The organism is Bacillus sp. JAS24-2 (genome assembly GCF_008274905.1).
Lineage (GTDB): Bacteria > Bacillota > Bacilli > Bacillales > Bacillaceae_G > Bacillus_A > Bacillus_A cereus.
The window spans coordinates 174,772-201,753 of the sequence record NZ_CP031069.1 but is presented as its reverse complement, the minus strand read 5'-3'; the positions used below and the strand labels follow the sequence as shown (position 1 = coordinate 201,753).

Sequence of the window (26,982 nt, the reverse complement as noted above, 5' to 3'; positions counted from 1 at the left end):
GTTATCTTTTTTATGAATTTATTTTTGTACATATGCGTTTTATATAGTAATTTCTAATAATAAGGAAGTAAATAAATTGAATACAAAAAAAACTTACTAATACAACAATTGAGCTTTGAATAACGGACATTTCCCTACTTATGGTTTGTCCTAATTGATGCAAAGTTAGAAATGCAAAACTGCTGTGAATCATAGCTACTACAATGGGTAAGAAAAATAATATCATCATTTGTGTTGTTATAATTTTCTTTAACTCTTTTTGACTTAAACCTAATTTTGAAATCATTTGATACTGCTCTTGATCACGTTTTAAATCAGTAAATAGACGGAAATATAAAAAACTTATTGCAAATGCGAAGAATACAACTCCCACCAATATACTTGTAATAGAAAGCAATCCATTTTGTTGTTTTAGTTCAAGCCATTTCAAACTCAAAGATGAAAAAGTATAAGAATCGCCTAATTTCGTACCAACAGATTTCATAAGATTTTTCGAAACTGCAGTTGTTTCAGGCCAATTTTTTATAATAAAACCGTATATAGTGTAATCTTGCGAGATACCAACATCTACAGTTTTATTATTTAGGACTTCATTGTAAACAGCATCAGAGATAATAACAGTTTTAGCAAGCATCTCTTTTAATTCTGGGATAGTTAATGTTTTTTGAACAGTAACTGGTACTTCTAGTTCACCATGCCTTAACACAAAAGGTTTTAGATCCTCTACACTTTTGTGTTTTTTCATTGGTAGTATAACGATACTTTCATTTTCATTTGTTAATTTTTCTATTTCATATCCTAGTGTTTTAGCGTATTCATTATACGTAGAAAGATTAATTAATCTAATGTCATTCTGTGTTATTTTAAATTTTGCTGTTGCAAGTTTATAAGAAAATCCAGATTCTTCTAATCGTGTTTTTATCTCTTCAATATGAGATTTTTCTAGTGGATTTCCCCAATCCGATCTATAGGTAAATGCAAATGGGGTCTCATTTTTTGCTAATTCAGGATTTCCGATAGCTGTACAAGCTCCAATTGCTGTAAAAGATACCGCAGATATAATTGTAACCATAAAGAACGTTCTCGCATTATCTTTCATTCGGAACGCTAATTCTGAAATAACAAGGAGATTGGTTCTTTTAAAGAATGTAGTTTCTCTATTTTTTAAATTGTATATCACATATATACAAAATTGATGAAAGAAAATATAAGTTCCGAATATAACAAGTGTTACCCCTGATCCAACGATCAGTAATACTTCATTCCTACTCATATAATTAATTACGATTGCTTCGATACTGTGGTGGACAGAAGTGTAGCCTGCTCCAATTAGGATTATAGCCAACAAAGATAGCCAAGCAGACACTTCAGGTTCAGGTTTTGGTTTTTCTTCTGATTTTATGAGTTCTACAAGCTCATTCATTTTCAACATTTTTGATGTAAACAAAGAAATAAGTAGAAATAAGATAAAAAAGGATAGAGCTGTTACTCCAATAGCCTTTAATGGAAAATAAAATGGTAACCTATGCTCTACTGCCAATAAAGACCCACTAACTAGTAAAAATAATTTAGAAAAAACCATCCCAAGTCCAATACCCACTAGTATAGAAGGGATTCCAATCAACATGTTTTCGAAAAAAATTAATCGATAAAACTGTTTATGAGACATTCCATGTAATATTAATAATCCAAACTCTTTTGTTCTATTTTTTAAAAATGCGCTAACAGAATAAAAAATAAATAAGAAAGAGAAAACAAAAATTAAGAAATACGATAGTTGAAATCCTATTTTCCCAAATGTGCTCATTATAGTACTTACATGAGTCAGTTCGCCTTTTAGATTTGGATGAAAGAAAAGTAGACCATAAGTAAAGAAAATCATTACCGCAAATATGCTACTAAAAAAATACCCAAGATATATTCGTTTATTCCGTATAATATTATTAAATGCTAGCTGTCGGAAAGTCATTTTTATTCCCTCCTAACATAGAAAGACTGTCCATCATTGTTGCCTTTTCTTCTATATTTAATTGTATTAATATCTCCATTACATCTTAAGAGAGTTTAGTATCCAAATTCCCTGTTAGCTCATCGGTAAGAATCAATTTAGGAGAATGTATGAGTGCACAGACAATCGCTGTTCGCTGTGCTTGTCCTCCTAATATTTCATATGCTCGTTTATTTATTCTTTTCACATTCAGATCATCTAATACGAGCGGAAGAACCATCTTCTCTTTTTACTGTTAATGTATGCATGAGATTGGCATATAAATGCAGTTTCGTCTATTATGGGTACACCCTAATCATCCATCCATTAGCTACTGAAAACACTTTGTTCCAACTGTATGATTAGGATGTATGATAATAAGTTGAAAAGTGGTAAAGAAATCCGTAATCACGAGTGCGTTTTTAAAAAAAATGTATGAATAATATTCAAAATTACATGTATCTTGGCCGTACCCGTGTCTGCGAAATAAAGCTAAATTATTGGTAGAAAGTTAATACGGATTTTACTATTAATTAATATACTCCCTGATGTTGGCAAATCAATAGTAGAAATCATATTCAATAACGTTGTTTTTCCACTACAAGAAAGGCCCATAATCCCAACAAATTCTCTTCTATGATTGTTAAATTCACATTTAAAAGTGCTGTTTGCGAAACTTTACCTGTGTATTCTTTACTAAGATCTTTTACTTTTACTATATTCATAGGATAAATCCCCTCCAAAATTACAAATTAAAAATAAGGGTTGATAGATGATGTCCCCTTCTCTTTGAATCGTTTCCGTACCCTTGCATGCACTATACAAACAAAGGCGAAGCCTTCAAAACAGACTCCGCCTTTCCCATGTATCATGGATTACAGCCAGTACTAGTAGTCTCATATTATTTCCTTGCGGAAATAGGTTGAGACCATAGATCTTCGTCATTGTCATTTACATATACCTCAAAGACATATATAGGTTGAGAGAAACCTTTTGTATCAGTGTAGTAATCTATATTATATTTTGTAATGAATAATGTATCGCCTGTATTGAAAGATCCTATAGGTTCGAATTCTCCTTGTTTCAGTTTTTGAAATGCTTCCTTTGGAGAAAGAATTTCGACATCTCGAACAGGTGATTTTTTAGTAACGGAATCTTTGTAAACAGGTTTTTTTTCCCCTTCTTCTTTTAACTCTATTGATGTTTTTATCGTAATGTGAGACATATCAGTTTTTGTATTGGGATCAATAGGCATATTTCCAAATTCTTTCATATGGTACGAAATAATTATTCCGAATGCGATGAGAATTACTGTAATGGGAAGGAATAAATATTTCATCATCTGTGCATGTGTTTCTTTTTTCTTCAACAATATAAGAACTATGTTTAACACAGAATACCCTAGCATCATTCCTAAAATATTATGAAGTAAATCAACCAGTTCCATACTTCCACGTTGCATTGTAAATTCAATTATTTCAATTAATAAACTTGCTATAATTGCGCTTGTTAACATCCATTTTATTTTTTGAAAAACATTACTAAATAAAGGTAATAAAACTCCTAATGGAAAAAGCATACCAATATTCACAATGATATGGAAAAAAGAAGAAAATGAAAAGGTATTCCATGCTTTTTTATAAACACTAAGTACATCAAAGTCAATTGTTCTTGCATAAGCTATATCATCTGAACGACCAAATGAAGTAGCTGATAATGCAAGAGAATAATATCCTATTATTAATATCAATAATATAATTTGTTGTACGATAAACTTTTTTTCACCTTTACATACCTTTTTGTATACTACAAAATAGCTAAAAATAAGTATGAGAAGGAACAAAAATGTGAGTTGTATCATAGGAATTGCAAAACTAACGAATAGTTCGGAAATAATGTTCATTTTACACCTCTGTTTTTATGAATAAAATATTTAATAGTTTTTATATACTATTCTAGATAGATTGTTACTCTTAATAAAAATTAACATAGGATTTTATACTGGTATCCTCATTCTACTGATTGCATATGCCCTTTCCTTTTAGAGTTATCTTTTTTATGAATGTAACTTTGTACATATGCGTTTTATATAGTGATTTCTAATAATAAGGAAGTAAATAATTTGCATGCAAATTAATCTTACTAATATAACAATTATGCTTTGAATAGCGGACATTTTCCGATTTGTTTTTTGCCCTAATTGATGCAAAGTTAGAAATGCAAAAGCGTTGTGAATCATAATAACTACAATCTGTAAGAAAAATAGAATCATCATTTGTCTTGTCATTATTGATGGTCTAGTTTTGTATTTCTTCATTTAAACTGTAATACTTGGTCAAATATTTTAAGAACTAAAATAACTTGATATCCCAAAACAGATTTTTTCCTGAATGTATCTGTTATTCATTGTAGTAGTGAGATTATTTTTCTCATATTGAATTACCTTACATTTTTCTTACACGATTGTAATATTTCTGAAAATACAGTTTATAACCCTCTTACTAATGACTCTTTTGGGGAGATATAGCAAAGAGAGGTTTTTTATATGTACATCACTATACCGAACTAGATTTCGGTATTTTTTTGCAATTTATTATGTTTTCTTTACCAAACACGTATAAAAATCAATATCATGAACGTAAACTGCTGGGCAAAAATTTACTTTTGTTTTTATTTAAACATCAAGTTCTTCCTCATATTAAAGTGGAACAATTTTATTACTTAGATTGTCTATTAAATGTGTTCCTAAAATTAGATGTTCAATTTAGATATAATAAATCCCGTTTGAAATCTAATCTTATGTATTACAAAAATATGAAAGGACTTTTTATTTTGAAAAGGAAAAGGATGCAAAAGAAGGGTGAGTATTTAAGAGGTACAAGCTTAATGCTTTTACAGGTAAAGCATTGCAAGTGAGATTGAAGAAGGAATAACTCAAACACTAGCTTATCAATCATATAAACATCTTACATGTGCTTCAACCTATAAAATTTTAGCTGCAGGAGTATTGTTACCCCATATTCTCTTTACTTACATCAGTATGAAAAACCTAGGAAAAACCATATATTCTTGAAAGAGGTTGAAAATTTATGTTCATATTAAGCAAGTTCTTTAACATTACACATTACAAAAAGGTTGTACCTGTCGTATTACTTTCATGTGTAACACTAATAGGCTGTTCCAATAGTAATACTCCATCTGAATCACCTAAACAAACGAAACAAACAAATCCAATTAAACAAGAAAATACTGGTGATGATTCTTTTGCTAAACTTGAAAAAGAATATGATGCCAAGCTTGGTATTTATGCACTGGATACTGGTACAAATCAAACTGTTTCTTATCGATCAGATGATCGTTTTGCATTTGCCTCTACATCTAAATCATTAGCAGCGGGCGCTCTTTTACGTCAGAACTCAATAGAAGCTCTTGATGAAAGGATTACGTATACGCGTGAAGACCTTTCTAATTATAATCCAATTACTGAAAAGCATGTGGATACAGGAATGACTTTAAAAGAACTTGCAGATGCTTCTGTTCGATATAGTGACAGTACAGCACATAATTTAATTCTTAAAAAGTTAGGTGGTCCATCCGCATTTGAAAAAATCTTGAGGTAGACTGGTGATACTGTTACTAATTCCGAGCGATTTGAACCTGAATTAAACGAAGTAAATCCAGGAGAAACACATGATACGAGTACACCAAAAGCAATCGCTAAGACACTTCAGTCTTTTACATTAGGAACTGTACTACCATCTGAGAAACGTGAACTATTAGTAGATTGGATGAAAAGAAACACGACTGGGGATAAATTAATTCGCGCGGGTGTACCAAAAGGATGGGAAGTAGCTGATAAAACAGGTGCAGGTTCTTATGGAACAAGGAATGATATTGCAATTGTTTGGTCACCAAATAAAAAACCAATTGTTCTTGCCATCCTTTCTAATCATGACAAAGAAGATGCTGAATACGATGATAAACTTATTGCAGATGCAACCAAAATCGTTTTAAATACTTTAAAAGCTACAAATAAATAATAATAGTAATACATTAATACTTTTCCATGTTTCCGTCACATTACTGTGACATTTTTTTTAGATATGTTACAAAAAATTGACCATTTAATGTTACGGAAACAATTCAAAAAATTAACCGTTACAACTAAAAAACTTTTCAATTTAGACAGATATTTTTCTTATAGGGGGCACCTCATGTCCATCAAGCTAATAAAAAACTGTGTTCCAAAAGGAAAATTAAAGAAAAGAATTTCATTGATTTACCGATGCCAGCATCATAATGAATCCCTCCTTCTCCTCTTTTTATCAGTATTGATAGGTAAAGGGGGGCAGGCACAAAAACAGGTTGTGGAGAAAGTCTTCTTCACAACCTGAAAGTAAGTTATATATCCAAATATGACCTGTTCTTTTAACTATTAAGTCTTTTATAATCTGTTATAGTCGATATAACTAGAGTCATAATAAATCCACTGCCCTGTCCCAATTCTTAGCCAGCCGTTCTTTTCTTCATATACTGTAACTTTTTCGCCTTTACTTGTCTTTCTAACAATAGAATAGTTTGTACCTGATTCGCGAGGGCATCAGTTGCACCATAAATTGCAGCAACAATAGTGCCAAGCTTTAAAGCTTGGCCAATTCTTTCCAAGATAGGTTGATGCATTTCTTTACTCCAAGTATACACTCCTTAAATCTTCAGTCCTTAGATTATGTTTGATTCTTGAATATATCGTATCTTGAATACTAGGCATAACTAATCCCCCTAGAATCTATATATGTTTCAATATTTAACCATCTTAATTGTAAAATAAAAACCTATCCGCAGATAGGTTTCTTGTTTATATTTATCATATCAATTTGAATATTTCTCCAGAGTGGCCCCTCATACCTTGAATCGTTGCCGTACCCCTTTAAGGGGAAATGAAAGTAAACTAATGAATAATAATTTACATTAGATATCTTTAAAAAGTGTAAAAAAACGACCTTTAATCAATCGTTTTTTTACATTTCTTTGTTCTAACACTACAGAAAAGATAAGTACTATAGTTAACACGATTATAAACCTTACTTCACTTCCATCACTTACAAAAAATGAATACAAAGTATAAATTAAAATTAATATTCCATAAATAATTTTGTACAATGAACCCCCCCTTTTTTTCGTAAATTTTTTAATATAAAAATTTAATTCAAGTCCTATATTGATTACACTATTAAATTCATAATTGTTTACCAGAAAAATATTATGTAAACTTTCGATTTGCCAATTAGACAAAATAGTTTATTTGATGGTGTCATTTCTTCAAAAGAAAGTGCACAATTCATACATTAAAAATATATGGGATCTATTTTCAAATCCATTACACTTATTCCCTTTCTTAATTAACTCTTTTTAAAGTTAATTTCGGATCATGCTTTTGAGTTCTAAATCCTAATGCGATAGTCGCTCCAATACAACTTGAAAAACATCCAACAAACAAATACAGGGATGGATCTGACTCACCGATTAAAACGGAAGCTATCCCTCCAATTATAGGGAATAGCGCAACCATATATCCACTTCGAGCTCCTCCGATTTTTTCTACAAGCTTCAAATAGAATAACCATGCTACAAAAGAAGCAAACAGAGTTAAATATAGCAACATAAATACATATGAAAAAGATGTGGGAAATGTAAATTCTTGTCCTTGAAATAATACAATTACTCCCATCAATAAACTACCTACTGTAAATCCAATAGCATTTGCATAGATAGGGTTCACCTTGTGGCTTGCATTTCGTGCCGAGCTCGCATCACCAATTGCTGTAAGAAGCGTACCTAAAATTGCAACCATAATTCCTTTTATATCATTGAACCCTTGAAAATCATTCAATTTCGGATAGATAAGAATACATACTCCTAATACCCCTAAAATCCCTCCAAGCAAAACGCGTGAATGTAACTTTTCTTTTAAAAAAATTCGAAGTGCGATCGGAGTCAAAATTACCTTTAATGAAAAAATCAATGTTACAATTGCCGCAGAACTCAAAATTGTAGCGTAATAAAGGCATAAATAGCTTATTGCAAAGTTACATATACCAAAAACTATTACAAATGGGATATCTTTTTTTGTTGGCATCCCACTTGGTCGAAGAAAACAAACAAGCATCAAAAATAAAAAAGCTGTCATAACCAGACGGTAAGTTAAAGATAACTCTAAGCTGACAGGAGTTCCTTGAATTTTCACTGCAATAAAGTTGAGTCCCCATACAATCAAACAAAATATGTACATAAATATTGTCATAACTCTCCTCCTAGATTAATTTTTTTTATAAATTCATTATTTATTTATACTGTCATTTCTAAAAGGTACAGTTTACAATAAATACAAATGACAGATGGGGTATTAAAATAATGAAGGAACTAATATTTAATATAAATCGAAAAAGTAAAAATCCTATGTATCAACAAGTTTATCAATATATACGAACTCAGATTTTATCTGGCAAATTAGAACACGGTAAAAAGTTGCCATCAATTAGACAACTTGCTAACCAATTAGAGGTCAGCAGAAACACAACTCAGGTAGCCTATGAACAACTGCAATCAGAGGGGTATATTCGAAGTGAAAACAAAAAAGGTTTTTTTGTAGAGGCTATTACATCGGATGAAACACTTAATTTTGAACTTATTAAAGAACAGCATCATGAAACAAATCATACTATCATCAAAACTATTGATTTTAAGATTGGGACAGTGGATCAAGAAAACTTCCCTTTAAAAAAGTGGAGAATGATTACAAACAAAATTCTTAAAGACTCTAGCATGTTTTCATACGGAGAAAAACAAGGCGATATTAAATTAAGGAAAGCACTAGCAGATTACTTATTTCAATCAAGAGGAGTTACTACTTCTGCAGAACAAATTATTATTGGCAGTAGCACACAACATTTGTTATTAATTTTGTCACTAATGTTAAAGCAAGACTATCATTATATAGCAGTAGAAGATCCTGGATATAACGTGGCAAGGGAGCTTTTTGTTCTTCAATCATTTATTATTGATCCAATTCCTGTAAAAGAACGAGGCATTCAAGTCGATTTTCTTTTAAAATCGGCTTCTAGACTTTTATATGTCACTCCTACTCACCACTTTCCGTATGGAGTGACCATCCCTGTCAATGAAAGACTAAAGTTAATTGGATGGGCAAAAAAAGTGGAAGGCTATATTATTGAGGATGATTATGATAGTGAATTTCGATATATCCATCAACCTATACCGTCTCTTCAAAGTTTAGATTCAAATGATAGAGTGGTTTATTTAGGAACTTTTTCAAAGGCACTCCTCCCCTCTATCCGTGTCAGTTATATGGTTTTGCCTAGGCGGCTAATAAATGAATATAAAAAAATACTCCCTTTACTTGAACAAACATCCTCATCTATTCATCAGCGAACATTGGCAACTTTTATGAATGAAGGATATTGGTACTCGCACTTAAGGAAGATGAAAACTTTGTATAAACGTAAAATGAATCTATTAAATAAGGAATTATCAAAGCATTTTAAGAAATATGTCAAGATTAAAGGTGGTAGCTCCGGTATTTTCGTTATTATTGAAGTGAAAACAAAAATGAGTGAAAAAATGCTAATTGAAAGAGCACATGATCACGGCATTATAGTTTATCCTTGCTCAAAATATTTCTCGGAATATTTACCAGAATATCCTCATATTCAACTTGGATTTGGTGATTTATGCGAAGAAGAGATAATAAAAGGAGTCTCTCAATTAGCAAAAATTTGGTTCTAATAGGAAAAGAGATAGAATAATTAATCAATGAATGATTTAATTTAATTATTAATAGAAATCCCTTTAGTACTTTGAATCTTTTTACACTAAGTGATATTTTATTTTTTTATACATAAAAAAAAGACACCTTTAAGGTGTCTTCCTCCAAATTAATAACTGCATGTTAAATCATAAATTTTCTCAATAATTATTAATTTAATCTTTACTTTTAAATATATCCTTTTAACATATTTTTTGAGAAACGATTTGGATATAGAGCAATAAGCATTTCATATGGACTTCCTTTCCAATAGCATTTTAACGGCGTCCATAATTTTTGTTTTATTAGCCATTTTTGATTAAATACTTTTAATAGCTGTTTTTCATCCAATTTTTCTTTCTCTTCAATAGTCCACCTTAACGCCTCTAATGCTTTACGTTTAGACCAATATCCAACAGGAGTAACTCTAAATTCCCATTCTTTAAAACGGTCTCTATATAAATCATTAATCATTCTAAACGGACTATTCCCCCAAATCATTTGACATGCTGATGCTAATCCATGGGTCTTTAACCATTTTATATTGTATATATCAAGCAATTGTTTAGGAGTTAATCTCTCTTTTTCTTCAATGGTCCATTTCAATGCTTCTAATGCTTTTTCTTTAGTCCAGAAGTTATTAGGGGTCATGCCAAATTCCCATTCTTTAAAACGGCCTGGATAAAGATCATTAATCATTGCATACGGGCTACTATTCCAATACATAGCCAGAGGTGCACTAAGCTTATTTTGTTTCAACCATTTTTTCCCGTATAATTCTAAGAGCTTTTCTTGTGAAAGACCCTCTTTTTCCTCAATAATCCATTTCAAAATTGTTAATGCTTTTTCTTTAGTCCAAAAATTTAAAGGAGTCATACCAAATTCCCATTCTTTGAACTGATTTGGATACAAATCATTAATTGCTTTAAAAGGGCTATTTTCATACCTATGTTTGAGTAATCCTCGTAGCCTATACTTTACAAGTAATTTTGTGTTCCACTTTTTTCTTATGTCTTCCTTATTCCATTTTAAAATACTGTTAAGCAAATATGTTAATACCCTCCGCGCCATTTTATTATCTATATCTTCTTTCCATGTATTTGGAGGAAATCTAATTCTTTTTCCATCTAATATTTCCTGATAAATATCTTCTATAGAAACTTCTTTTTTTAACAATATATAAATCCTCCTACAGTTTGTATTAATATTTATACACTATCATCAGCTTCAATCAATATATCTATATTAAAAAATATAATTAAAATACCCATTAAAATCAACAAGAAAATTATTTTTTAAAAAATTTCTAATAATTAACCAAGTAAATATTTATTTTAATTTTCTAATTATTAGTTTATACTAAGTTAGTATTATTATATTTATATATAAGGAGTGTATTCGTATGGAGAAGATTAGTAAAAGCGATATTATTCGTACTGTTCCCCAAAGCGGTTTTTTCGGACACCCTAAGGGACTGTTTACCCTATTCTTTACAGAGTTTTGGGAGCGATTCTCTTACTATGGGATGAGAGCAATATTACTTTACTATATGTATTATTCAATCTCACAAGGTGGTTTAGGGATGGATCATGCGACCGCAGCGTCAATTATGGCCATCTATGGATCTCTCGTTTACATGTCTGGCATTATTGGTGGCTGGATTGCAGATCGTCTACTAGGTTCAAGTAGAACAATTTTTTGGGGTGGAGTTTTAATTATGATAGGTCACTTGATTTTAGCACTACCAGGAACTATAAGTACTTTATTCATATCTATGGTGTTTTTAGTACTTGGTACAGGTTTATTAAAACCTAATGTATCTAGCATTGTTGGTGATTTATATAGTGAAACAGATACTCGACGTGACTCAGGTTTCAGTATTTTCTATATGGGTATTAATTTAGGTGCGCTTTTATCTCCTTTTGTTATAGGAACACTTGGTCAAAAGTATAACTTCCACCTAGGCTTTGGTGTCGCTGCAATTGGTATGCTATTAGGTTTAATTATTTTCGTTCTTACAAAAAAGAAAAGTCTTGGTTTAGCAGGAACACAAGTACCAAATCCTTTAACAGACATCGAAAGAAAAAAAGTTATTATACAGTTTAGTATTGGCACAATAGCTATAGTATTATTTTGTATTTTAACGATACCAACAGGTATTTTAACTATTAATCGATTCACTTTATTAGTAAGTATCTTAGGTATTCTCATTCCAACTGGTTACTTTATTTTTATGTATCGTAGTCCGAAAACTACAAAAATTGAAAAGTCTCGTTTAATTGCTTACATACCATTATTTATCGCTGCTACAATGTTTTGGGCCATTCAAGAACAAGGAGCTATCATTTTAGCTTCATATGCTGATCAGCGTACTCAATTAAAGTTGGCCGGGTTTGAACTTCAATCTTCATGGTTTCAATCATTAAACCCTATTTATATTGTTTTGTTAGCACCAGTATTTGCTTGGTTATGGGTAAAGCTTAATTCACGTCAACCAAGTACGGCTAATAAATTTGCTATTGGTTTATTATTTGCTGGTTTATCCTTCTTAGTTATGATTATCCCTGCATATATACATGGTACAGAATCCCTTGTAAGCCCTATGTGGTTAGCGATTAGCTTCCTGTTAGTAGTAATCGGGGAACTTTGTTTATCACCTGTAGGTTTATCAATTACAACCAAATTAGCACCAGCTGCCTTCTCTGCTCAAACAATGAGTCTGTGGTTCTTAACTAGTGCAGCTGCACAAGCTATAAATGCTCAAATAGTTCGATTATATAATCCTGAAACAGAAATTATTTATTTCGGTGTAATTGGTGGCCTTTCAATCATTTTAAGTGTAATTTTATATTTTATGGCCCCAAAGATTCAAGTTTTAATGAAAGGCATAAAATAAAAAAACTGTGCTAAAAACTTGTTATAATGCAAGTTTTTATGCACAGTTTTTTTAATAACCATTTAGTTTTATATATTTTTTGTATGCTAGTTCATCATATTAATTATGTAAATAGCTTTTCTAATAACTTTGAACGTCCCCTACTGTATATTCTATCCTTTTATTTACTTTTGAGAGAGAAAAAATTAACCGAGAACTCATTATAAAATCAACCAAGAAACATCCAACATATTTTGATTAATCACTTTTTCTTTCATTTTCATAGTATGTCAACGTATAAAAGACACTTTATAAAGTGTCTTTTATACGTTATAAGGTTAATACATTAATTTCATACTTCTTCTTTTGTTTCTCCAACATGAGTGGTCTTTAGAACTCAAAGTACTGCTATTGAATTTTTTTGAAATAATACCTCATACCCATCAAGCTAAGAATTTAAGTGCAATATCATTCGTGGAATTTCTCTTTATAAAGGGAGTACTTAAGATTCAAATAACACATCTTTTCCATGTCGTACCGTTTTATTGAAGTCTATCTGAGTTGTAGCTAGTTCACCGAGATTGCAAATTCTGAGTTCGGTGCCCCAGCGAATACTATTGTTCCATTCTTCGGCAGTTTCACCTTGTTATTGCCACTCACAATGGTGAAGTTGACGCAAACTCCCTTCTCATCATACACCGCAAATGAACCATTTGATGGCAGCGTCACGGTCATCCTTTTGTCTGTTGCTGCTTGCGGGATTGTAAACCATTTCGCATGCCCATTTGTTCCCAACGTAACTTTGGATGATTGATCTACATCAATCGGTTTTACGTTAGATTCACTCACGTATAACAACCCAGCCATCTCCATATATTCATTACCGCCTTCTGTATAGAAATGTGTTTCCGTCGTATCACGACCATTCATCACAGGTACTTGGATTTGATGCACCGCGGTGTTCGGACCTGTAATTTTTCTGCCATCCCAATAGCCTGCTGGGCCTTCCTTGCGAGTAATTTCTGTAGTAAGAAGTTTCGGTTGAACGAGATATTGAATAGAACTAAATTTCTCGTTCACAAGATAGAACTTGACACCTTCCCTCTTTGCCCATGCAGCAGCGGTTTTCTTCGATAGTACATTATCTTCTAGTTTCTCAGCTAAATAGTGAGTCATCAAACTTTGCCCTAAACCTGGATGCGATTTATATGCGCTCTCCTTCAAATAAGTTCTTCCATTCTTCTCAGTTACGAAGTTAAGCTTGGAAGTACCCTTCTCATTAATAAAGCTTCCATCAGCAGTATATATATATTTTTCTTCTCGATTAGATGGTAAGAACAGTTCCCCGTTGTTCGTAATTTCAATTTTGAAATGAGTTTCGCTATTGCCATAGACCCCTGCTTTCTTTGCTACACCTTGAGGCATTTTGACTTTGACCGGCTTGCCAAAGGATTTATTCGGCTTGATGTCCTTAATAGTACCTTTTTCTTTAAGCGTGGCGAGCAACAATTCAGTTGCCATTAGTTGATTTGTAGAGCTCCGGCCACCAGATGACAATACAGCCGCTGCTATTTTCTGTTCCGGAAGCACGACTAGTATAGCATGTTGCAGTGCCGTATCGCCGCCCTTAGCCAAAGCTTTGATCCCATATTCACTGAATGGGTATAGTTTCACACTATCCCAGCCAAGACCATAGTTAAAAATATTCTCTCCAGCCCCCGGCCACATTCCTTTTTTATATTCCTCTTGCTCCATTGCCTTGACTACCTTATCAGAGAGGATCCCTTTTCCCTGTCCCATAAATAATTGTGAGAATCGCACCATATCTTCTGCCGTGGAAGATATGCCCCCCGTACCAATTACATTCACCGATTCAATTGGAAGTTGTCCTTGATACGCTGGGAAATATAGTCCCGCCCGATTTTCGTCTCTCCATTTGTCCTGCGGCGTTTTCGTATGATTGATCTTTAAAGGTCCTGTAAAGCTTTGATGTAGAAATTCGGTAAAGCCCATACCACTAACTCTTTCCACCAAAATTTCAGCTAACGTAAAGCCATCGTTACAGTATACCGAGAAAGCACCAGGGTTCGCCTTCAAGTTCTGATTAGATAATTGCTGCAACAAGGCATCATGGGCATAGGTATCATTATCGTTAAATAAAAATGCATTACCTAACGTAGAACCTTGCAATCCAGAGGAGTGATTCAATAACATACGCGGTGTAATACGTTTGTATCGACCGTCTTTCATCTTAAAATCAGGAACATAGTGGACCACAGGAGCATCCAAATCGACTTTTCCTTCGTCGACCAATTTCATTACAGCCGCTGTTGCATACATTTTACTCACTGAACCAATCCCATATAGAGTATCTTTGGTTAGCGGCTTTTCCCCTTCCATATCGTTCTTGCCAACCTGATCCGACAAGATAAGTTTTCCATTATCAATTAGCGCATACTGCACGCTAGTCGCCCCATGAGACTTTGTAAGTAGCTCCGCCTTCTCTGCTGCAATCTTCTTCAGTTCCTGACTAGCTACTTCTTCACCAGTTAAAACTGTAGTCTCACTTTCAGAAAATGCTTTCGCTCCTGTTGGTAGAATCATAGTTACCGCTAATGCAGTGGCTAACACACCAGTTAGCTTATTTTTCATCACGGAATTACCTCCTTAGATAAGTGACCGTTTTCATCATTTGTTTGTTCCACTATGAAAATATGATAAAATTTATCCGTTCTCCCTTTTGACCTACTTGCTAAATTCAGCAAGTAAAATATTTTTAAAAGGATCAGGACTATCAGCTTTAATACTGTTTAAATTAACGGCCAATGTATGCTTACCTCCAAGTGTGCCCCCAGCAAAAGTTAAAAAACCAGGAATGGTTCCTCCATGCCCCCATATCGATACACCGTTTGAAAGCTTTATTTTGGAAATTCCAAGCCCGTAATCGCCAAGTTCATCTGTTCCTGTAGGGACTGTTGTAAGCATTTGCTTTAGTTGCTGTTCTTTCAGTAATTTGCCCCCAAGTAAATAAGAAAAGAATTTGTTTAAATCATCAGCTGTAGAAATCATATCTCCGGCCGAGCTCCCCATACTTGGATTATAATAAGTAACATCTTTTGGCTCACTTACTCCGTCTAATTGGATATATCCACGGGCATGTTTGGTTCCTGGAATGACGCTTGAATTTCCGGGTAAGAATGTATTCGATAATTCAAGTGGTTCAATAATTCGATTTTCAATTTCTTCCGCATAGCTGTTCCCAGTTACTTTTTCAATAAGAATTCCTAGTAATACGTATCCTGTATTTGAATACGAACAGCTCTTTCCTGGAGCAAAATCTGGAGGCATGGATATTCCCATCTTTACTAATTCTTCAGCAGTATAGGATTTTTTTGTATCCATCATATTAAAATCCTTTGACCTTGTGTAATTAGCGATACCACTTGTGTGATTCAATAATTGCCGGATAGTAATCTGTTTATCATCATATCCATTTCCTTGAATGACACCAGGCAACCACTTTTCAATAGAATCGTCTAGATTTAAGCGGTTTTCTCCTGCTAATTGAAGTACAACTGTTGCAGTGAACGTCTTTGTCACGCTGCCAATCCGAAAACGAAAATCTGTTTTCATTGGTTTCTTGGTACTCAGATCAGCTACACCAGCCGCATAACTCCATGTTTTTCCACCCTCAGAAGTTTTAGCAAGTATCCCTGGATATCCAAGTTTTAATGTATCCCGCATTGCCTCTTTGACGGAATTACGATCTCTTTGGTTGCTTGTTTGTAACGAACTAGATACATTTTGAATGGACTCCGCTTTTACACTTACGGTTGGCGTTGTATATAGCAGGGAACCTCCAGTTATTAAAAGAGCTAAACCTGTACATGTAATTTGACAGTGCTTTTTCATCAAAATATTTCTCTCCCCTATTCATATTGTATAGATGGTTTTTTACTGTTTTTAAACTAATCACACAGCTTTCATCTTACCTATAGACAAAAGGACGATATTGAATTTGTACTCATTCTTATACCCACTATTTCACAACCAACTTTTTGACTTGAAAAATAGCCTATCCTTTTTTCTGATGTATGTTAACTTTTATAATGTCTCTTTTCCTTCACGCAAGTCTTTTTAATTGATTTGTTTTTTCATATAAATTTATAGTATTTGTTCCTCCTCTCACTCTTCTATACATTTTAATCATACACAATGAAAATCTCTTTTTTCTTACCTCTTCCTTACAAATTCCTTACGTTCAAAATCACTTTTATAAAAACAAAGAAAATGGTATTTTTGGAAATGGAATGAAATTCAAATGCATCTAAAAAACACTAAAATTATATATATTTATAAAAAAATTTACATTCTTCTATGATAGTGTTATCATATTATTAACCAAGAAGTATCCAACAAATTATTATTAATCAATACATTTTCTTTCAGAATAAGTCAACATATAAAAAGACACTTAAAAAAGTGTCTTTTTATATGTATTAAAGCAAATTACATACACGTAATTGAAAAAGTTCTATGAATTTCTTCTGTGAGCTGATACCATTGTTACTCTACTCATTTCTTCTTTAAACAAATTGTCTCGAAAAATAAATGGTACTTTTGAGGGATTGTTATACTTTTTCAATTACAAATAATTTAGTTTCATTTCTGTATTTTTCACCTATGAACTAACTTAATTCCCACATTTTACAGAATACAAAGCCCCCATCCTTGTTTTACAATTAACACTCCTTAGTAACTTTTTACTAAAAGAGTATATTGCAACAATTTTTCATTTGGAAATTCATTTATCATTGACTAGGTAAAGATAATTTCTCTATAATTTCTCTCCACTCAAACTCATAAGCCTCTGGACTTCTTATAACATAAATTGGAATGTTTATACCATTCATATTTTTAATATTAAAAGTAAATCTTATAACGTTTAATGGTAACAATTTATTATCAATACTTTTCATTATTTCTTGTATAGAAAAATTCGGAAACTCAATTGTAATATACTCTAAGCTCGGATTATATTCTTCTTTTGTTATCTTTGTATATCCATACTTGCTATCATACACATTAATAATTGAATGTAAAAATGAGATAGCTTCTTCCTTTTTCTTAGAATCCATATCATATAAATAATAGACTTGATTATCTATATAAACCCTTGCAAGATACTTCTGTTCTAATAAATTTTCTCCAGTAAAATAAAAATTCGGGTTATTTTTTAAATCACTTATTAACTCCTCACATTTAGGAATCTGATGAAGCCAAGAACTACATACTACAATACTTTCATCGATTATTTGCGCAGTAATATTCATACAGCGTAATTTATTTAATGCCAAGATACGATGTGTTCCATCTAAGACAAGATATTTGTTGGATTTAGTTCTCATAACAATTGGTAGGTTACTCAAGGCTTTTTGAGCATCAATATTATTTTTAATTTTAATTAATTGTTCTTCATTATATTCTTCAAAAAAAATCAATTCTTCATATGGAATAAATTTGATTTCATAAAACATGATTTTAGCACCTCTCTTAGTTTCCTAAACTTCAATGTTTATTATCAACGATAAAAATCTTATTTTAAGGGGATATAATATTAAAGTGAAACTTCTAAGCAACTTTTAATCAAATAAAGGAACTGTAATTAAACACGATTACAGTTCCTTTTGATAAAAAAGCTTAATATAAGCTTAGCACTTTTCCTAATCCATCTTGTTTCGCCTTCTCATAAATGGCATGAGCACATGCAATATCTTCAATAGCCATTCCCATAGGATTTAATATAATAATTTCTTCATCTGTCACTCTTCCTAATTTTTTACCAGTTATAATATCACCAAGTTCTGCATGGAGCATTTCTTTTGAAAATTTCCCTTCTACAACGAGCTGATTAATTACCTTCTTTTCTCTATTTGCTTGATCCCAATCATCTACAATTACCTTATCAGCCTTTAAAAAAGCTTCTTTTTCTATATCCATTATAGAGATATTACTGACAAAAGTTCCTTTTTGTATCCAATCTGCTTCAATATATGGAGTGTCTGTTACCGTGCATGTTACAAGTACCTCAGCTTGTTCTACCGCATTTTTTGCTGATTCTTTTACCTGAAAATCGACATGACTAAAACGTTCTTTCATTTCTTGAGCAAAAGCTTTTGCTTTTACATTATCCAAATCAAATAGATTAATTTGTCTAATATGATTAAACTGTTCTAGTAAAGAATTTATGTGCATTTTAGAAATTAATCCACAACCGATAATTGATACATTTTGAAATCCTTTTTTCGCCAAATATTTTGCTGCAACTACAGTAACAGCTGCTGTTCTCATAGAACTAATAACACTACCTTCTAAAATGGCAATTGGAAAATTTGTTTCTGGATCATTTAAAATAATAAGTGCACTAGCTCTTTCCATATTTTTTTTGGTTGGATTATCAAACTTACTTCCGATCCATTTAATCCCTGAAATAGAAGGTTCGCCAAGATACGCTGGCATAGCAATAATTCTATCTGCGATATGCTCTCCTTCTTTATTAGTCTTTAAATAAGGCTTTAAAGGTTGACTAAAGTTCCTTTCTGAATGTAATGTTAGTGCTTGTGTAATAGCTTGCACATAAATGTTGGCCTTATAACCACCTAAATCAATAATATCCTGTTTACTAAGATAAATTAATTCTGGTTTTGTTTCTAATAACATAATTAACACTCCCTTAAAATAATATCTATTTTTTTAAACTAAAATGGAATCATTAATTGATTGTGGTAATTCAATATCATGTTCATCTAACCATTCATCTGAAAATATAGTATTATAATATCGATCACCTCTATCTGGTAATATCGCTAATACTTTTTTAGACTTTGGTAGTTTATCTATTAGTCTTAGAGCAGCACATACAACTGCACCAGAAGATCCACCAACTAATATCCCTTCTTTTGATACAAGCTCTCGTGTTATAAAAAAGGCATCTGCATCATTAACGTAACTTAGATCATCATAAAGACTTCGATTCACATTTCCAGGTACAATCGCATTTCCTATCCCCAAAAGCCTTCTTATCCCAGGTTTTCCTCCAAATATAACTGATCCCACAGCATCGACAGCCAGAACTTTTACAGATGAATTTAATCTTTTCATTCCTTTTGCAACACCTGTAATTAATCCAGCAGTACCTACAGGACATACAATCCAATCTAAAGTATCATTAAAATCATCATAAATTTCTTGAACTAAAGTATGCACGTAGGCCTCCGGATTTTCAGGATTGTTATATTGATTAGGCCAATAAGCTCCATCAATAGAATTCGCTAAATCTTGTGCTATTACGAGTCTTGCTTTTAAGTAGTTTCCGTGCTCATCTGATACATCAACCATATGGACTTGAGCACCATATGATTTAATAAGATTCAGATTCACTTTACTTATTTTAGGGTCAACTACACAAATCATTTTATATCCTTTCATCTTTGCTACTAACGCTAAACCAATTGCAAGATTCCCAGAAGAGGATTCAACAATTGTTCCTCCTGGCTTTAACTGTCCACTATTTTCAGCATATTCAATTACTCGCTTTGCAACTCTATCTTTCGAACTTCCTCCAGGATTAAATCCTTCTAATTTTACATATAGTTGAGCACTCTCAGGTGGGACCAGCTTATTAATTTTTACAATAGGTGTATCTCCTATTAATGAAAGAACGTCATCATGAATCATGTTTTTGCCCCTTTTCACATTAATTAGCTCATTTAATTTTTATAAAAAACCAATACCCTCATTCCAATCTTTTTTAACTTAAACTTCACATAATAAGACTGGATCAGTATACAACCTGATTGATTTTCCCCATAATTCCAACAGTTCATTCCAATCCTCCTCTACAAAATCTTCTCGGATTAGAAAACTTAACGGAATGTTTAAATTCAAAATACGTCCACAATTTAATTTAAATTTAGTTACACCTGCAGGTAGTAGCAAATTCGACTCTACTAATTGTTTGATTTGATACAGCTCTAGCAAAGTATATCTAAACACTATGCCGTCTGAAGGAATTAATTCGTCATTTGTTATTCTAGTAAACGGATATTTATTTGTATAAGCATTAACAATTTCTTTCCAAATTCTAATTTTTATTTCCATATCTTTTTCCATTTCTGGATTAATTGCTAGATCATACTTTATTCCATTAACAAACACTGTTGCAATTAAATTTTCACTTTCAATATTTTCACTTAAGAAAATATTAGAATTACTTTTTAATACCTCTAATACTCCCTCACTATCTGATATATGATGTGACCATGCTCCAATTGATAAATAATCTGCTTTAACGACCTGAACAACCATCCTTTTACAATTTAATTGCTTCAAAGATAACGTCCTATGTGCTCCATCAAGGATTAGATATTTATCTTCAGCTAATTGTAAAGCGATTGGAGGATTCTTTAAAACCTGTTCATTTTTAATCTTATGACTTAACTTTTTTAACCTTTCATGTTCATATTCTTCATGTAAATATATTTGCTCCGTTGGAATAACTTTTAAGTCATTTAGCATACCATTTCCTCCTGGAAACTATTATCATTATTTAAGATAAAGTTTTATATAAATCTATTAATTCTTTAAGAAGAATTTCTTTAATACTAAATGTATATTTCTTATTTTTTGAATATTTTAAAGCAACTGAGACAATATAATCAGGATCTAATAAAAAGGAATTATATAAAAAATCACCTCCTTTAATAATCCCGCTATTTTCTGGCACAGGAATAGATACAGGATTTGTGTAAAACCCTGTTCCTTTGGCTTTTAACACAGCTTCCTTCCTTGTCCAAATTCTAAAAAACATCTCTTTCTTATCTGTAGACTTTATCTGATCTAATACCAATTTAATTTCTCTTTCACAAAAAACTATATCCATAACATCTAAATAATTTCTATTGGTCTTTTCAACATCTATCCCAATATATTTTTCTTTAGCAATTCCACAAACAATCATCTGACTTGTATGTGATAAATTAAAATACATAGGATTTTGTTGTTTATTGAACTCCCAATTTACATATGGCTTTCCAAAACTATTTTTTTTCAACAAAATATCATTTACTAACAAATCTAATTTTTGTGCAAATAGAGATTTCACCAGCAACCTTCCAAGTAAGAACTCAAGTTTTTTATGCTCTACTAGGTAACTATAAAATTCTACCTGTTCTTCTTCATCTAAAACATTCAAACACCAATTGAAATCTGATATTTTTATATTTTCAGGTATTTTTAAATATAAAACGGCTACTCTTTCTTGCATTATTCTTCCTCACAATAATATTTCATTTATCATCCATATTTTTAAATAAATTCATTTAATTGTTTTCTAATAATTCTTTAGAAATTAAATATAGTAACTCTTTTTCTACGTCTTTTAAATAGAAATGATTTCCTGGTAACATCTGAACTTTAAACGCTTTACTAGTGTGTTTCTCCCACTGTTTTAGATGCTCTAAACGAACTCTACTATCCTCTGTTCCACCATACGCCACAATAGGACAATTTAATTTATTTCTTTCTTTATATACATATTTTTCACACACTTCAAAGTCCGCACGTATAGTAGGTATAATTAATTCCATTAACTCTTGATTACTTAATATTTCTTCAGATGTTCCTCCCATTTCTTTTAATTTCTCAATAAATATAGGTACAGATAAATCATGTATATTATTTGTTATTGGCGATAGATGCGGTGCCCTAAAACTCGAAATAATTAACTTTTCTGGAGATGTTGAAAAATTTTCTTTTAGATACCATGACATTTCATAACTTAATAATGCCCCCATACTATGTCCAAAAAATACATAAGGCTTATCTAATAAAGGAAGAATCTCTACTGCTAATTCACATATAATAGATTGGATATTATTGAATGGTTTCTCCATAATTCTATTTTCTCTACCAGGTAATTGAACAGCAATTACCTCAACCTGTTCCGGTAATTTATTTGCCCATTTTTTGAAATTACTGGCACTTCCTCCTGCATAATGAAAACAAAATAATCTCATACTAGTTGGAAAAGAATTTACCTTACTATATTTTTTGAAATATAGCGATGGTGAATAAATATTATTCATATCAAACACACCTTTAAAAATTAATTTAAATTAGAACTAAGATTGTATAATTTTTTACTTATCTCTTCTAAGAATATATCAATATGGTATGCAATATCTTCAGCATGTGCAGACTGCATCATACTATAATGAGTTGCGTTTAGTTCTATGACTTTTAATTCTTTTTGCACATATTTCCCCCAAAATAAGGTATCATCTTCTGCATGATTATTTTCTTTATGTGGATGATTTGCAGTAAAAAGTAATATATCTTGATCCAATTTTTCCGGTTGATAACTCCGATAAGCATTAAGATTTGTTTGAAATACCTGAATCATCTTTTCTAGATCTTCAACTTGTATATCTTGCTTAAACTTTGAATGATTTTTCAAATAACTTATTACATAGCGAATACGTTCATCTTGCATACTTAAATTTTTGTATCCTAATATTAATTCTTCGGATACTTCTAGGTTATATTGCTTCATTAAATCATTCATAAATACGGCTAAGTCATCCCATTCTGATGAATCATTATATATATCTGGTGCCCATGTATCTAGCAATATAATGGCTTCAACCTTTATTCCTTTCTCAACTAATTGTCTCGCCATTTCAAAAGCTACAACCCCACCAAAAGACCATCCACCAATAATATAAGGACCCTCTTCCTGAACATTCTGCATTTCCTTAATATAAAAATTAGCCATTTCTTCTATATTTGTTAATATTGTTTCTTCACTCTCTAATCCTAGCGACTGAAAAGCGTAAAATGGACGCTTAACCCCTAAATATTTAGCTAATTCAAAATAACTTATAATATGTCCACCAATAGGATGAACAAAGAAAATAGGTCTCTTATTCCCCTTTGGTTGAAGAGGTACTATTGAATTATTAACTTTATAAATTTTATTTCTATCTATTTGTTTCGCTAATGCAGCAATTGTTCCACTTTGAAAAATAACAGTTAACGGAATTTTCACATTAAAAGTCTTTTTAATTTTTGACATTAATTGAACAGCCAATAGAGAGTGCCCACCAATTCCGAAAAAATTGTCATATACAGAAATCCCAGAATAACCTAGTAGCTCTTCCCAGATTTCAACTAATTTTTTTTCAATATCTGTTTTGGGTTCGATATATTCTGTTCGTTTAATTAAGGACATATCTGGAGCAGGCAATGCTTCCTTGTCTACTTTTCCATTAATTGTTAAAGGTATTTTTTCTAACAACACAAAAGCACTCGGTACCATGTAATCAGGCAACTGCTCTGACATATAATTGCTAAGTTTCTCAACCTCATCAGCTGTAAGGTCATCTCCAATAATGTACCCAACTAGTCTTTTGTCACCTGGAATGTCTTCTCGAACTAAAACAATACCCTCACGTATTTTAGAATATTGATTAAGTATAGTTTCAATCTCTCCTAATTCAATTCTAAATCCTCTCAATTTAACTTGTTGATCTATGCGCTCAATATACTCAAGATTTCCATTTGGTAAATAACGCACTATATCTCCAGTTTTATACAATTTTCGTTCCTCATTACTATTGAATGGAGAAGTAATAAATCTTTCCGCAGTTAATTCTGGTCGTTTATAATACCCTTTTGCTAATCCCACTCCTCCAATATATAGTTCCCCATGAACACCAATAGGTACGGGTTGTAAAGAGGTATCTAATACATACATTTCAGTATTAAAAATAGGCTTTCCTATAGGTATGGATTTACTATAATTCTCTCCTGGTTTTACTATATAATTAGTGCATCCAACTACTGCTTCAGTCGGTCCATATTCATTTATTATGACTGTATTTGGAGCATGCTTTACCCAAAAATCAACATGTTTTGCGAGTAGAGCCTCTCCTCCTACTACAAAAGTATCTGTACAAAAAGCAGCATCTTCTTCAGAAACTTGATGAGATAATAACTCTAAATGGGCTGGTGTTAGCTTTATAACACTATATTTTCTTTTCCGAACCCATCTTCCTAGTTCTTCTAAATCTAATCCCTCAGGAAATAAAACTACTGTTTCTCCTATACATAATGGTGAAAGCATCCCTGTAATTGTTAAGTCAAAAGATATTGATGATAGAACTAATGAACCTTGTCCACCATTCCCTTTATAATAATTTTGAGTGCACCAATTTAAATAATTTGTTAATCCTCGATGTGGAACCATAACTCCTTTTGGTTTTCCAGTAGATCCTGAAGTATAAATTACATAAGCTAGATTATGCACTTGAACTTCCCCTATTAAATCCGAAGTCCTCATTTTTTCAATTTCATTCCAATCCGTATCTAAACAAATAACCTTCACTTTTTCTTTATGAATTCTATTAGATAAGCCCTGATGGGAAAGCACAATTGGTACCATAGAGTCTTCTAACATATAATGAATTCTTGCTGATGGAGCATTTGGATCAATTGGTACATATGCTCCACCTGCCTTTAAAACCCCGAAAATTCCTATAATTAGATCTAAAGAACGTTCCATGGAAATACCTACCATAACTTCTGGGCCTACCCCTTGACCTTTTAAATAATGAGCTAACTGATTAGATTTTTTATTTAATTCATCATAAGTTAATGAAGCATCCCCGTATTGTACTGCTATATTGTTCGGTACTTTTTTGACCTGTTCTTCAAATAGTTCAGGTAGAGTGGTATCTATCTGTAAATTATTTATTACATTATGTTTTCTTTTAATTATTTGATTCAATTCTTCTTTGTTTATTAATGATAATTGATTTAATTTTATGTTGGGATTTTCAATTACCTGTTCTAATATAGACAGATAATGTTTAGAAATACGTTGAATGGTACTTTTTCTAAATAAACCAGTGTTGTAGTTAAAAGTTCCAGATACCTTATCTTCCTCCTCAATCATAGATAAGGTCAAATCAAACTTTGCAACATTAATATTTAATTTCTCAGGCCTAACTTTTACACCTGACATTTCAATTATATTTTGTGTTTGTTTCTCTAAAGCAAAAACAGTTTGAAAAAGTACAGAGCTATTACTCTGACGTTCTGGTACAATTTCTGCAACAATATTTTCAAATGGGATATCTTGATTCGAATATGCTCCTAGGCATGTTTGTTTTACTTCTTGTAATAGTTCCCTAAAACACATATCTTTTCTCACTCTAGTACGCAATGCTAACGTATTTACAAAAAAACCTATTAATGGTTCAATTTCTAAATGATTTCGATTTGCAATTGGTGTACCCACAATAATATCTTCTTGTTTACTATATTTATATAACAAAATATTATACGCCGCTAATAACAGCATATACAATGTACCACCCTCCTGTTGGGATAAGGTTCTTAATTTCTCTACTAACCCTTTAGGAATTGTGATATATTCTTCGTCTCCATTATATGTTGCTTTATTGGGTCTTGAAAAATCTCTTGGTAAATCAAGAACAGGTAGATTGCCACTCAATTGTTTTTTCCAATAATTCAATTGTTCTTGTTGCTTGGAACCTTTTAGCCATCCCTTTTGCCAAATAGAAAAATCAGCATATTGCATTGTTAATGGTAATAAAGGGGAATTGTCTCCTTTTATAAATGCATTATAAACTTTCGAAATTTCTTGGATTAAAATTCCAACAGACCATCCATCTCCAACAATATGATGCATATTTAGCAACATCCAATATTCTTTTTCTTCTACTTGCCAAATATTTGCACGTACAAGGGGACCTATCTCAAGATTAAAAGGTTTTTTTGCAACCTTTTTTATCTGTTCATCAGACATTTTTTGTCTTTCCTCTTTAGAATACGCCCGAAGATCAATATATTTAACTTTTATTGATAAATTCGGATTTACAATTTGGATTGGCTGCTCGTCCATTAATAAAAAAGTAGTGCGTAAAATTTCATGTCTTTGTATAATTTCATTTAAACTTTTTTCAAAAATATCAATATCAAAGTCTCCTACTATCTTCAGAAGAAACGGCATATTATATGTTGAAGAACCGGGTTCTAATTGATCAAAAAACCAAAGTCTTTGCTGAGCAAAAGATAGAACAGGAAGGTCACTTTCCCTCCTCTTTTTCATAATATTTTTAGGGCTATTCCGTTTTAATCGATCCATTAAAATTTTTTTCTTCTCTGGGGATAATGATTCTAATTTTGCAAGTAAATCTTCCTTTCTTCCCATAA

Annotated in this window: 17 protein-coding genes and 7 pseudogenes; 4 read left to right on the top strand and 20 right to left on the bottom strand. The window is 31.8% G+C overall.

Going from position 1 to position 26,982, the window contains the following annotated elements:
- Positions 1–10 precede the first annotated feature (10 nt).
- From DN407_RS28045 to DN407_RS32355, 5 genes and pseudogenes are all read right to left on the bottom strand, one after another.
- A complete protein-coding gene (locus DN407_RS28045) occupies positions 11–1,969 on the bottom strand; it encodes an FtsX-like permease family protein (RefSeq protein ID WP_149216876.1) in 1,959 nt (652 codons plus the stop codon).
- Positions 1,944–2,262, bottom strand: a pseudogene (locus tag DN407_RS32365) (bacitracin ABC transporter ATP-binding protein); the annotation flags it as partial. The gene DN407_RS28045 and the pseudogene DN407_RS32365, both read right to left, overlap by 26 nt.
- Positions 2,263–2,420: 158 nt before the next feature.
- Positions 2,421–2,712 (bottom strand): annotated as a pseudogene (locus tag DN407_RS28035) (ATP-binding cassette domain-containing protein); the annotation flags it as partial.
- Between the two features lie 176 nt (positions 2,713–2,888).
- Complete coding sequence (locus tag DN407_RS28030; protein WP_149216874.1) at positions 2,889–3,890, bottom strand: VanZ family protein; 1,002 nt, start codon at positions 3,888–3,890, stop codon at positions 2,889–2,891.
- Between the two features lie 153 nt (positions 3,891–4,043).
- Positions 4,044–4,277 (bottom strand): annotated as a pseudogene (locus tag DN407_RS32355) (ABC transporter permease); the annotation flags it as partial.
- A gap of 799 nt (positions 4,278–5,076) precedes the next feature.
- Here DN407_RS32355 and blaIII point away from each other — a divergent pair.
- Positions 5,077–6,027: pseudogene (gene blaIII / locus DN407_RS28015) on the top strand (class A beta-lactamase BlaIII).
- A 174-nt stretch (positions 6,028–6,201) separates the two neighbouring features.
- Positions 6,202–6,381 (top strand): hypothetical protein, encoded by a 180-nt coding sequence (locus tag DN407_RS28010; RefSeq protein WP_086388362.1) that lies wholly within the window; start codon positions 6,202–6,204, stop codon positions 6,379–6,381.
- A 50-nt stretch (positions 6,382–6,431) separates the two neighbouring features.
- Here the strand turns inward: DN407_RS28010 and DN407_RS28005 are convergent.
- The 4 genes and pseudogenes from DN407_RS28005 to DN407_RS27990 all read right to left on the bottom strand — a co-directional run.
- A pseudogene (locus DN407_RS28005) lies at positions 6,432–6,575 on the bottom strand (SH3 domain-containing protein); the annotation flags it as partial.
- A pseudogene (locus tag DN407_RS32995) lies at positions 6,512–6,691 on the bottom strand (glutamine amidotransferase); the annotation flags it as partial. The pseudogenes DN407_RS32995 and DN407_RS28005, both read right to left, overlap by 64 nt.
- Before the next feature lie 264 nt (positions 6,692–6,955).
- A complete protein-coding gene (locus DN407_RS27995; protein WP_086388361.1) occupies positions 6,956–7,147 on the bottom strand; it encodes a hypothetical protein in 192 nt (63 codons plus the stop codon).
- A 235-nt stretch (positions 7,148–7,382) separates the two neighbouring features.
- Positions 7,383–8,288 (bottom strand): DMT family transporter, encoded by a 906-nt coding sequence (locus DN407_RS27990; protein WP_149216873.1) that lies wholly within the window; start codon positions 8,286–8,288, stop codon positions 7,383–7,385.
- A 110-nt stretch (positions 8,289–8,398) separates the two neighbouring features.
- Between DN407_RS27990 and pdxR the strand changes: the two genes are divergently transcribed.
- Complete coding sequence (pdxR, locus tag DN407_RS27985) at positions 8,399–9,790, top strand: MocR-like pyridoxine biosynthesis transcription factor PdxR (protein WP_149216872.1); 1,392 nt, start codon at positions 8,399–8,401, stop codon at positions 9,788–9,790.
- A 208-nt stretch (positions 9,791–9,998) separates the two neighbouring features.
- Here the strand turns inward: pdxR and DN407_RS27980 are convergent, their stop codons facing one another.
- Positions 9,999–10,985, bottom strand: a complete 987-nt coding sequence (locus DN407_RS27980) for a DUF4046 domain-containing protein (protein WP_149216871.1) — start codon at positions 10,983–10,985, stop codon at positions 9,999–10,001.
- 226 nt (positions 10,986–11,211) lie between these two features.
- Here DN407_RS27980 and DN407_RS27975 point away from each other — a divergent pair, with 226 nt between their 5' ends.
- Positions 11,212–12,705, top strand: a complete 1,494-nt coding sequence (locus DN407_RS27975; RefSeq protein ID WP_149216870.1) for a peptide MFS transporter — start codon at positions 11,212–11,214, stop codon at positions 12,703–12,705.
- A gap of 123 nt (positions 12,706–12,828) precedes the next feature.
- Here DN407_RS27975 and DN407_RS27970 read toward each other — a convergent pair.
- The 10 genes and pseudogenes from DN407_RS27970 to DN407_RS27925 form a co-directional block, all read right to left on the bottom strand.
- Positions 12,829–12,912, bottom strand: a pseudogene (locus DN407_RS27970) (GNAT family N-acetyltransferase); the annotation flags it as partial.
- A 339-nt stretch (positions 12,913–13,251) separates the two neighbouring features.
- Positions 13,252–15,336, bottom strand: coding sequence for a serine hydrolase domain-containing protein (locus DN407_RS27965; RefSeq protein ID WP_149217097.1), 2,085 nt, complete (start codon positions 15,334–15,336; stop codon positions 13,252–13,254).
- Between the two features lie 93 nt (positions 15,337–15,429).
- Positions 15,430–16,596, bottom strand: coding sequence for a serine hydrolase domain-containing protein (locus DN407_RS27960; protein ID WP_149217096.1), 1,167 nt, complete (start codon positions 16,594–16,596; stop codon positions 15,430–15,432).
- 899 nt (positions 16,597–17,495) lie between these two features.
- Positions 17,496–18,221, bottom strand: a complete 726-nt coding sequence (locus tag DN407_RS27955) for a ParB N-terminal domain-containing protein (RefSeq protein ID WP_149216869.1) — start codon at positions 18,219–18,221, stop codon at positions 17,496–17,498.
- Positions 18,222–18,384: 163 nt separating this feature from the next.
- Complete coding sequence (gene sbnB / locus DN407_RS27950; protein WP_149216868.1) at positions 18,385–19,404, bottom strand: 2,3-diaminopropionate biosynthesis protein SbnB; 1,020 nt, start codon at positions 19,402–19,404, stop codon at positions 18,385–18,387.
- Positions 19,405–19,437: 33 nt separating this feature from the next.
- A complete protein-coding gene (gene sbnA / locus DN407_RS27945) occupies positions 19,438–20,421 on the bottom strand; it encodes a 2,3-diaminopropionate biosynthesis protein SbnA (protein ID WP_149216867.1) in 984 nt (327 codons plus the stop codon).
- A 78-nt stretch (positions 20,422–20,499) separates the two neighbouring features.
- Entirely contained in the window at positions 20,500–21,261 is a 762-nt protein-coding gene (locus DN407_RS27940) for a ParB N-terminal domain-containing protein (RefSeq protein WP_149216866.1), read from the bottom strand.
- 31 nt (positions 21,262–21,292) lie between these two features.
- On the bottom strand, positions 21,293–22,009 hold the full coding sequence (locus tag DN407_RS27935) for a 4'-phosphopantetheinyl transferase family protein (RefSeq protein WP_149216865.1): 717 nt from the start codon (positions 22,007–22,009) through the stop codon (positions 21,293–21,295).
- Positions 22,010–22,064: 55 nt separating this feature from the next.
- On the bottom strand, positions 22,065–22,829 hold the full coding sequence (locus tag DN407_RS27930) for a thioesterase II family protein (protein WP_098451125.1): 765 nt from the start codon (positions 22,827–22,829) through the stop codon (positions 22,065–22,067).
- A 20-nt stretch (positions 22,830–22,849) separates the two neighbouring features.
- Positions 22,850–26,914, bottom strand: a complete 4,065-nt coding sequence (locus DN407_RS27925; protein WP_255446543.1) for a non-ribosomal peptide synthetase — start codon at positions 26,912–26,914, stop codon at positions 22,850–22,852.
- Between the last annotated feature and the right edge of the window lie 68 nt (positions 26,915–26,982).